The sequence below is a fragment of the Bradyrhizobium sp. P5_C11_2 genome (assembly GCF_054049755.1).
Window position 1 is genome coordinate 1 of record NZ_JBFULT010000298.1, and the last position, 9,259, is coordinate 9,259.

The window sequence follows — 9,259 nt, forward strand, 5'->3', positions numbered from 1 at the left end:
CGCGACGCCGTAGTCGATGTCGGCGCGCAGCGTGTGCAGCGGCACGCGGCCTTCGCGGTACCACTCCATGCGGGCGATTTCCGCACCGCCCAGACGACCCGAGCAGTTGATGCGGATGCCTTCGGCGCCGAGACGCATCGCCGACTGCACGGCGCGCTTCATGGCGCGGCGGAACGCGACGCGGCGCTCGAGCTGCTGCGCGATCGATTCGGCCACCAGCGTCGCATCGAGCTCCGGCTTGCGGATTTCGACGATGTTGATGACAACGTCGGACGAGGTGATGTCCGCGACCTTCTTGCGCAGCTTGTCGATGTCGGCGCCCTTCTTGCCGATCACCACGCCCGGACGCGCCGAGTGGATGGTGACGCGGCACTTCTTGTGCGGACGCTCGATCACGATGCGGGCGACGGCCGCCTGCTTGAGCTCCTTGTGCAGGATCTCGCGGATCTTGACGTCCTCGTGCAGCAGCTTGCCGTATTCCTGCTTGCCGGCGAACCAGCGGGAATCCCAGGTCCGGTTGATGCCGAGACGCAGACCGATCGGATTGATCTTTTGACCCATCGTATTCTCCTGCGACCCTTAGGCCGCCGCTTCGGCTTCGACCTGACGAACAATGATCGTCAGCTGCGAAAATGGTTTGTAGACGCGGCCCGAACGGCCGCGACCGCGCGCCGCAAAGCGCTTCATCACGAGGCCGTTGCCGACGAAGGCCTGGGTCACGACGAGATCGTCGACGTCCAGGTCGTGATTGTTCTCGGCATTGGCGATCGCCGATTCCAGGCACTTCTTGACGTCGACCGCGATCCGCTTGCGCGAAAACTGCAGGTCGGCAAGTGCGGCAGACGCCTTCCGGCCGCGAATGAGCTGGGCGACCAGGTTGAGCTTCTGCGGGCTCACCCGCAGCATCCGGGCGACCGCCTTGGCCTCGTTCTCGGCGAGGCTCCGTTCGCGCTTAGGTTTGCTCATCGTTTAATCCTCAAGCCTTCTTGGCTTTCTTGTCACCGGAGTGGCCGTGGAAGGTCCGGGTCGGCGAGAACTCGCCGAACTTGTGACCGACCATTTCCTCGTTGACCGCTACCGGAACGTGCTTCTGACCGTTGTAGACACCGAAGGTCAGGCCGACGAACTGCGGCAGGATGGTCGAGCGACGGCTCCAGATCTTGATGACGTCGTGACGGCCGGACGCGCGCGCGGCATCTGCCTTCTTGAGCAGAGAGCCTTCGACGAACGGGCCTTTCCAGACTGAACGAACCATGTCCGGCGTTCCTTACTTCTTCCGCTTGTGGCGGCTTAGGAGAATGAATTTGTTGGTCGACTTGTTGCTGCGGGTCTTCTTGCCCTTGGTCGGCTTGCCCCACGGGGTGACCGGGTGGCGACCGCCCGAGGTACGACCTTCACCACCGCCGTGCGGATGGTCGATCGGGTTCATCGAGACGCCGCGGTTGTGCGGGCGACGGCCCATCCAACGGGTGCGGCCGGCCTTGCCGATCGAGGTGTTCATGTGATCGGGGTTCGACACCGCGCCGATCGTGCCGCGGCAACGGCCGTGCACCAGGCGCTGCTCGCCCGAGTTCAGGCGGACGATCACATAGTCCTGATCGCGACCGACGAGCTGGGCGTAGGTGCCCGCGGAACGGGCGAGCTGGCCGCCCTTGCCGATCTTGACCTCGATGTTGTGGATGATCGTGCCGACCGGCATGTTGCCGAGCGGCATGACGTTGCCCGGCTTCACGTCGACATAGTTGCCGGCCACGACGGAATCGCCGACCGCCAGACGCTGCGGCGCCAGGATATAGGCCTGGGTGCCGTCTTCGTACTTGATCAGCGCGATGAACGCGGTGCGGTTCGGATCGTATTCCAGCCGCTCGACGATCGCGGGCGCATCGACCTTGTCGCGCTTGAAGTCGACGGTGCGCAGGGTCTTCTTGTGCCCGCCGCCGCGGAAACGCACGGTGATGCGACCGGTGTTGTTGCGACCGCCGGAGGAGTGCTTGCCTTCGGTGAGCGCCTTGACCGGCTTGCCCTTGTAGAGAGCTGAACGATCGACCATGACCAGCTGGCGCTGGCCCGGCGTCGTGGGATTGAATTTCTTCAGTGCCATCGTCGTAGGACCTTACAGACCGGTGGTCACGTCGATCCGGTGACCCTCTTCGAGGGTCACGATCGCGCGCTTGGTGTTCGACTGCGAACCGAGATTGCCGCGGAAGACCTTGGTCTTGCCCTTGCGGACCAGCGTGTTGACGCTCTTGACCTTGACGTCGAACAGCTTCTCGATCGCTTCCTTGATCTGCGGCTTGGTTGCCTTCGCAGCCACCTTGAACAGGACCTTGTTGTGCTCGGACGCCAGCGTCGCCTTTTCGGTGACGACCGGAGCGACGATCACGTCGTAATGGCGAGGCTCGATGTTCTTCGTCATTTGAAGCGCGCCTCCAGCGCATCGATGGCGGCCTTGGTCAGAACGAGCTTCTGACGGCGCAGGATGTCATAGACGTTGATGCCCTGGATCGGCAGCACGTCCATGTTCGGGATGTTGCGGGCTGCGGCGGCAAAGCCGTTGTTGAGCTCGGCGCCGTCGATGATCAGCGCGTTGGTCAAGCCCAGGCCCGAGAAGTGACCGAGCAGCGCCTTGGTCTTGGCGGCTTCCAGCGCGGCCTTGTCGATCACGAGCAGATCGCCGTCCTTGGCCTTCGCCGACAGCGCATGCTTGAGAGCAAGCGCGCGGACCTTCTTCGGCAGGTCGGTGGCGTGCGAACGCACCACCGGACCGAAGGCACGGCCGCCGCCGCGGAACTGCGGCACGCGGGCCGAGCCGTGACGAGCACCGCCGGTGCCCTTCTGCTTGTACATCTTCTTGCCGGTGCGCCAGATCTCGGCGCGGCCCTTGGCCTTGTGGGTGCCGGCCTGGCGCTTGTTGAGCTGCCACTGCACGCAACGCGCAATGATGTCCTGGCGCGGCTCAAGGCCGAAAATGGCGTCGGAAAGCTGGACCGAGCCGGCTTCCTTGCCCTCGAGGGTGGTGACCTTCAATTCCATCTCACGCACCCTCCTGCTGGGCCGCAGCCTCGGCTTCGCCACCCGCAACCTTGAACTTGCCGGGCTTCGGAGCTTCCTTCGGCAGCGGCTTCTTGACGGCGTCGCGCACGCGGATCCAGCCGCCCTTGGAGCCGGGAACGGCGCCTTCGACGAGGATCAGGCCGCGCTCGACATCGGTCTGGACGACGCGAAGGTTGAGCGTGGTGATGCGGTCGACACCCATGTGGCCGGGCATCTTCTTGTTCTTCCAGGTCTTGCCGGGATCCTGACGGCCGCCGGTCGAACCGATCGAACGATGCGAGACCGACACGCCGTGGGTGGCGCGCAGACCGCCGAAGTTCCAGCGCTTCATGCCGCCGGCAAAGCCCTTACCGACCGAGGTGCCGGTGACGTCGACGAACTGGCCGACGACGAAGTGATCGGCGAGGATCTCGGCGCCAACGGGGATCATCTGATCCGCGGAGACGCGGAACTCCTCGACCTGTCGCTTCGGCTCGACCTTGGCGACCGCGAACTGGCCGCGCTCCGCCTTGGGCAGATATACGGTCTTGCGGCTGCCGGCACCGAGCTGGAGCGCGACGTAACCGTTCTTCTCTTCAGTGCGGTGGGCTACGACCTGGCAATTGCCGAGCTTCAGCACGGTCACGGGGATATGTTCGCCGGCCTCTGTAAAGACCCGCGTCATCCCGACCTTTTGTGCGATCACTCCGGAGCGCATCGGCGTGCTTCCTGTTCTTTCTGTCCGCTAGTCGCGAACGTGATCCAAAAATCTTAGAGCTTGATCTCGACGTCGACACCGGCGGCCAGGTCGAGCTTCATCAAAGCATCGACGGTCTGCGGGGTCGGATCGACGATGTCGAGCAGGCGCTTGTGAGTGCGCATCTCGAACTGTTCGCGGCTCTTCTTGTCGACGTGCGGCGAACGGTTGACGGTGAACTTCTCGATGCGGGTGGGCAGCGGAATGGGTCCGCGGACCTGCGCGCCGGTGCGCTTCGCCGTGTTCACGATCTCGCGGGTCGACGTATCGAGAATTCGATGGTCGAACGCCTTGAGACGGATACGAATATTTTGGCCGTTCATTGCCGTGTCTTTCTCAGTGGGTGGCGAGTAGCGAATAGCGAATGGATTTCATCCACTCGCCACTCGCCATTCCCTATTCGCGTGATTACTCGATGATCGAGGCGACGACGCCGGCGCCGACGGTGCGACCGCCTTCGCGGATCGCGAAGCGGAGCTTCTCTTCCATCGCGATCGGCACGATCAGGTGCACTTCCATCGCGATGTTGTCGCCCGGCATCACCATCTCGGTGCCTTCCGGCAGATGCACGACACCGGTCACGTCGGTGGTGCGGAAGTAGAACTGCGGACGGTAGTTGGTGAAGAACGGGGTATGGCGGCCGCCCTCTTCCTTGGTGAGGATGTAGGCCTCGGCCTTGAACTTGGTGTGCGGCTTGACCGAACCCGGCTTGCACAGCACCTGGCCGCGCTCGACGTCCTCGCGCTTGGTGCCGCGGAGCAGCGCGCCGATGTTGTCGCCGGCCTGGCCCTGATCGAGCAGCTTGCGGAACATTTCGACGCCGGTGACCGTGGTCTTCTGGGTCGCACGCAGACCGACGATCTCGATTTCCTCGCCGACCTTGACGATGCCGCGCTCGACACGGCCGGTCACGACGGTGCCGCGGCCCGAGATCGAGAACACGTCTTCAACCGGCATCAGGAACGGCTGGTCGATCGGACGCTCCGGCTGCGGGATGTACTCGTCGACGTTCTTCATCAGCTCGAGGATGGCGTCGTGGCCGAGCTTCTTGTCGGAATCTTCGAGAGCGGCGAGCGCCGAGCCCTTGATGATCGGAATCTTGTCGCCCGGGAAGTCGTACTTCGAGAGCAGCTCGCGGACCTCGAGCTCGACGAGCTCGAGCAGCTCCGGATCGTCGACCATGTCGCACTTGTTCAGGAACACGACGAGCGCGGGCACGCCGACCTGGCGGGCGAGCAGGATGTGCTCGCGGGTCTGCGGCATCGGGCCGTCAGCGGCGGACACGACCAGGATCGCGCCGTCCATCTGGGCAGCGCCGGTGATCATGTTCTTGACGTAGTCGGCGTGGCCGGGGCAGTCGACGTGGGCGTAGTGGCGGTTCTTGGTCTCGTACTCGACGTGTGCGGTCGAGATCGTGATGCCGCGCGCCTTTTCTTCCGGCGCCTTGTCGATCTGGTCGTACGCCGTGAACGTCGCACCGCCGGTCTCGGCGAGGATCTTGGTGATCGCCGCGGTCAGCGACGTCTTGCCATGGTCGACGTGACCGATGGTGCCGATGTTGCAGTGCGGCTTGTTACGTTCAAACTTTGCTTTGGCCATTTGACTCTCCGTTCAATCGTCAGCTCGAGACCGACGACAATCAGGCAAACTTCTTCTGGACTTCTGCCGACACGTTCGCCGGCGCTTCTGCGTAGTGGTCGAACTGCATGGTGAAGGTCGCGCGACCCTGGCTCATCGAGCGCAGGTTATTCACGTACCCAAACATGTTCATGAGCGGCACCATCGCGTTGATGACGTTGGCGTTGCCGCGCATGTCTTGACCCTGGATCTGACCGCGCCGGGAATTCAGGTCGCCGATGACCGAGCCGGTGTAGTCTTCCGGGGTCACCACTTCGACCTTCATGATCGGCTCGAGCAGGACGGACTTGCCCTTCTGCAAGGCCTCGCGGAATGCAGCACGCGAAGCGATTTCGAAGGCGAGCGCCGACGAGTCGACGTCGTGATACTTGCCGTCGACCAGTTGAACCTTGACGTCGACCACGGGGAAGCCCGCGACCACGCCAGAGCTCATGACGCTGTTGAGGCCCTTTTCGACGCCGGGGATGTATTCCTTCGGCACCGCGCCGCCGACGATCTTGGACTCGAACTCGTAGCCCTTGCCGGGCTCGTTCGGCTCGACCACGATCGACACTTCGGCGAACTGACCGGTACCGCCGGTCTGCTTCTTGTGCGTGTACTTGACCTCGGCCTTCTTGGTCACGCGCTCACGGAACGCCACCTGCGGCGCGCCGATGTTCGCGTCGACCTTGTAGGTGCGGCGGAGAATGTCGACCTTGATGTCGAGATGGAGTTCGCCCATGCCCTTGAGGATGGTCTGGCCGGACTCCTGGTCGGTCGACACGCGGAAGGACGGATCCTCCGCAGCGAGTTTCGCCAGCGCCACGCCCAGCTTTTCCTGGTCGGCCTTCGACTTCGGCTCGATCGCGATCTCGATGACCGGCTCGGGGAATTCCATCTTTTCGAGGATCACCTGCTTGTCGGGATCGCACAGCGTGTCACCAGTGCGCGCTTCCTTCAGGCCGGCCAGCGCGACGATGTCGCCGGCATAGGCTTCCTTGATGTCTTCGCGGTTGTTCGCATGCATCAGCAGCATGCGCCCGATGCGCTCCTTCTTCTCGCGCGTCGAGTTCACGACGCCGGTGCCGCTCTGCAGGACGCCGGAGTAGATGCGGCAGAAGGTGATGGTGCCGACGAACGGATCGTCCATGATCTTGAACGCGAGCAGCGCGAGCGGCTCCTTGTCGTCGGCCTTGCGCACGACCTCGTTGCCGCGGTCATCCGTGCCCTTGATCGCGGGCACGTCGATCGGCGACGGCAGATAGTCGACGACGGCGTCGAGCAGCGGCTGCACGCCCTTGTTCTTGAAGGCCGAGCCGCACAGCACGGGATAGAACGCGCCGGTCAGCACCGCCTTGCGGATCAGCCGCTTCAGCGTCGCCTCGTCGGGCTCGTTGCCGTCGAGGAAGGCGGCGAGCGCGTCGTCGTCGAGCTCGACGGCGGCTTCCACCATCTTCTCGCGGTATTCCTTGGCCTGCTCGACCAGATCTTCCGGAATGTCGACATAGTCGAACTTCGCGCCGAGCGATTCATCGTTCCAGACGATGCCCTTCATCTTCACGAGGTCGACGAGACCCTTGAAGTTGTTCTCGGCACCGATCGGAAGCTGGATCGCGATCGGCTTGGCGCCGAGGCGGTCGACGATGTCGGCCAGGCACTTGAAGAAGTCGGCGCCGGTCTTGTCCATCTTGTTGGCGAAGACGATGCGCGGAACCTTGTACTTGTCGCCCTGGCGCCAGACCGTCTCGGTCTGGGGCTCGACGCCCTGGTTGCTGTCGAGCACGCAGACGGCACCGTCGAGCACGCGCAGCGAACGCTCGACTTCGATGGTGAAGTCGACGTGGCCGGGAGTGTCGATGATGTTCAGGCGCTTGCCGGCCCAGAACGCGGTGGTGGCAGCCGAGGTGATCGTGATGCCACGCTCCTGCTCCTGCTCCATCCAGTCCATCGTCGCGGCACCTTCGTGCACTTCGCCGATCTTGTGGCTCTTGCCGGTGTAATAGAGGATGCGCTCGGTCGTCGTGGTCTTGCCGGCGTCGATATGCGCCATGATACCGAAGTTGCGGTAGTCCTCGATGGCATGTTGGCGGGGCATGGGCGTTCCTTGCGAGTCCGTTGGCTTCGCTGTTACCAGCGATAATGCGAGAAGGCGCGGTTGGCTTCCGCCATACGATGCACGTCTTCACGCTTCTTGACGGCGTTACCCCGGTTGTTCGACGCGTCCAGCAGCTCGGCAGAGAGCCGCTCGGTCATCGTCTTCTCGTTGCGCTCGCGCGCAGCCGAAATCAGCCAGCGGATACCCAGCGCCTGGCGGCGGGTCGAGCGAACCTCGACCGGAACCTGGTAGGTCGCACCGCCGACGCGGCGGGAGCGCACTTCGATCGTCGGCATGACGTTCTCGAGTGCCTGCTCGAACACGCCGAGCGGGTTCTGCTTGGTCTTGGTTTCGATGAGACCGAGCGCACCGTAGACGATGCCTTCGGCGACCGACTTCTTGCCGGCATACATCACCGAGTTCATGAACTTCGTGATCACGATGTTCCCGAACTTCGGATCCGGCAGAACTTCGCGCTTTTCCGCTGAGTGGCGACGAGACATGGACGTGGTTCCCGCTTACTTCGGACGCTTGGCGCCGTACTTCGAACGGCGCTGCTTACGGTTCTTGACGCCCTGGGTATCCAGAACGCCGCGGAGGATGTGGTAGCGCACGCCGGGCAAGTCCTTGACGCGGCCGCCGCGGATCATGACCACCGAGTGCTCCTGGAGGTTATGGCCCTCACCGGGGATGTAGCCGATCACCTCGAAGCCGTTGGTCAGGCGCACCTTGGCGACCTTACGAAGCGCCGAGTTCGGCTTCTTCGGGGTCGTGGTGTAGACGCGCGTGCAAACGCCGCGCTTCTGCGGCGACTGCTGCAGCGCCGGCACCTTCTTGCGCGACTTCTGCACTTCCCGCGGTTGTGCGATCAGCTGGTTGATCGTCGGCATCCTGGCCTTCACCCTTTTTCTGCCGCGGCCCCTTTCGGGTCCGCTGTCTTGCCGCGGCCCGTCACCGGGTCCGCAAATTCTGTTCGGACTACCCGTCCGATGGGGTCACCCCGCGCGGAACAATCCGCACAAAGCGAAATTGCGCCAACCGCTCCATCACTGAGCGGAAAGCGTTTCGACGTACAGAGGACCGCAGTCTTGAACCAACGGCGAAACGCCGAGGCCCACGCACCGAGGTCATGCATCCGAGTTCGATCTCAAGAGAACGTGCTCAAGAGAACTAAAATCGCCTGGCATTGCCTAGCTATAAGCGACAGCGTTTGAGCAGCATTCGTCGAGGTTGGTGCCTGCCAAGCGCCCCAAGGGGGTCAGGCAGGTGCTCCGTACCGACGTTGGCGATGCTCACCGCCTGTCGTTAAGTGAGGCGCTTTCTATAAGTGGGAGTCGGTCAAGTCAAGGCGAAACGACAGTCACAAAGCGCTTCTCGCGCCTGTAGAAATCGCCTCTTTGCCGCCCTCACAGCACTTCCCCGATATGGCAACGGAGCGACGGTTCCGCTAGCCCAAACACGATTTATACCCGGGCGAAATATACTTTTATAACCAATGCTAAGGCTTTTTTTCCTGTTGATGCGTCAATCTGACGCCTTCGGCGGAGATTAGCGCCATGCGGTACACCGACATTGCCATTATCGGCGGCGGACTTTCCGGCTCGACCGCCGCCGCAATGCTCGGTCGCGCCGGCATTTCGACCGTGCTGATCGATCCGCATGAGACCTATCCGGCCGATTTTCGCGTCGAAAAACTCAGCGGTCAGGTGCAGGTCGAGCGATTCTTGCGGACCGGAATCGGAGAATCGGTGCTGCGC

The 9,259-nt window shown here is 63.0% G+C and carries 13 protein-coding genes; 1 reads left to right on the forward strand and 12 read right to left on the reverse strand.

Annotation, left to right across the window (positions count from 1 at the left end):
- The 12 genes from rpsC to rpsL all read right to left on the reverse strand — a co-directional run.
- A partial coding sequence (gene rpsC / locus ACXJL8_RS24745) for a 30S ribosomal protein S3 (protein ID WP_456685751.1) occupies window positions 1-561 on the reverse strand: 561 nt, incomplete at its 3' end.
- An 18-nt stretch (window positions 562-579) separates the two neighbouring features.
- Complete coding sequence (rplV, locus tag ACXJL8_RS24750; protein WP_354231721.1) at window positions 580-966, reverse strand: 50S ribosomal protein L22; 387 nt, start codon at window positions 964-966, stop codon at window positions 580-582.
- 10 nt (window positions 967-976) lie between these two features.
- Window positions 977-1,255 (reverse strand): 30S ribosomal protein S19, encoded by a 279-nt coding sequence (gene rpsS / locus ACXJL8_RS24755; protein ID WP_008136357.1) that lies wholly within the window; start codon window positions 1,253-1,255, stop codon window positions 977-979.
- Window positions 1,256-1,267: 12 nt separating this feature from the next.
- The gene (rplB, locus tag ACXJL8_RS24760) at window positions 1,268-2,101 is read right to left on the reverse strand and encodes a 50S ribosomal protein L2 (RefSeq protein ID WP_456618164.1); all 834 of its coding nucleotides are present in this window, start codon (window positions 2,099-2,101) and stop codon (window positions 1,268-1,270) included.
- A 12-nt stretch (window positions 2,102-2,113) separates the two neighbouring features.
- Window positions 2,114-2,416, reverse strand: coding sequence for a 50S ribosomal protein L23 (locus tag ACXJL8_RS24765; RefSeq protein ID WP_011088149.1), 303 nt, complete (start codon window positions 2,414-2,416; stop codon window positions 2,114-2,116).
- The gene (gene rplD / locus ACXJL8_RS24770) at window positions 2,413-3,033 is read right to left on the reverse strand and encodes a 50S ribosomal protein L4 (RefSeq protein ID WP_011088150.1); all 621 of its coding nucleotides are present in this window, start codon (window positions 3,031-3,033) and stop codon (window positions 2,413-2,415) included. The genes ACXJL8_RS24765 and rplD overlap by 4 nt, the downstream gene beginning before the upstream one ends.
- A 1-nt stretch (window position 3,034) precedes the next feature.
- Complete coding sequence (rplC, locus tag ACXJL8_RS24775) at window positions 3,035-3,751, reverse strand: 50S ribosomal protein L3 (RefSeq protein WP_456618165.1); 717 nt, start codon at window positions 3,749-3,751, stop codon at window positions 3,035-3,037.
- Window positions 3,752-3,804: 53 nt separating this feature from the next.
- A complete protein-coding gene (rpsJ, locus tag ACXJL8_RS24780; RefSeq protein ID WP_002712302.1) occupies window positions 3,805-4,113 on the reverse strand; it encodes a 30S ribosomal protein S10 in 309 nt (102 codons plus the stop codon).
- 85 nt (window positions 4,114-4,198) lie between these two features.
- Window positions 4,199-5,389 (reverse strand): elongation factor Tu, encoded by a 1,191-nt coding sequence (gene tuf, locus ACXJL8_RS24785; RefSeq protein ID WP_148770523.1) that lies wholly within the window; start codon window positions 5,387-5,389, stop codon window positions 4,199-4,201.
- Between the two features lie 40 nt (window positions 5,390-5,429).
- Entirely contained in the window at window positions 5,430-7,502 is a 2,073-nt protein-coding gene (gene fusA, locus ACXJL8_RS24790) for an elongation factor G (protein ID WP_456618166.1), read from the reverse strand.
- Window positions 7,503-7,534: 32 nt separating this feature from the next.
- Entirely contained in the window at window positions 7,535-8,005 is a 471-nt protein-coding gene (rpsG, locus tag ACXJL8_RS24795) for a 30S ribosomal protein S7 (RefSeq protein WP_456618167.1), read from the reverse strand.
- 15 nt (window positions 8,006-8,020) lie between these two features.
- Window positions 8,021-8,392, reverse strand: a complete 372-nt coding sequence (gene rpsL / locus ACXJL8_RS24800; RefSeq protein WP_007603006.1) for a 30S ribosomal protein S12 — start codon at window positions 8,390-8,392, stop codon at window positions 8,021-8,023.
- 666 nt (window positions 8,393-9,058) lie between these two features.
- On the opposite strand from rpsL, the gene ACXJL8_RS24805 reads away from it, so the two are divergent.
- Window positions 9,059-9,259, forward strand: a 201-nt coding sequence (locus ACXJL8_RS24805; RefSeq protein ID WP_456685752.1) for an FAD-dependent monooxygenase, incomplete at its 3' end; no start/stop codon positions are given.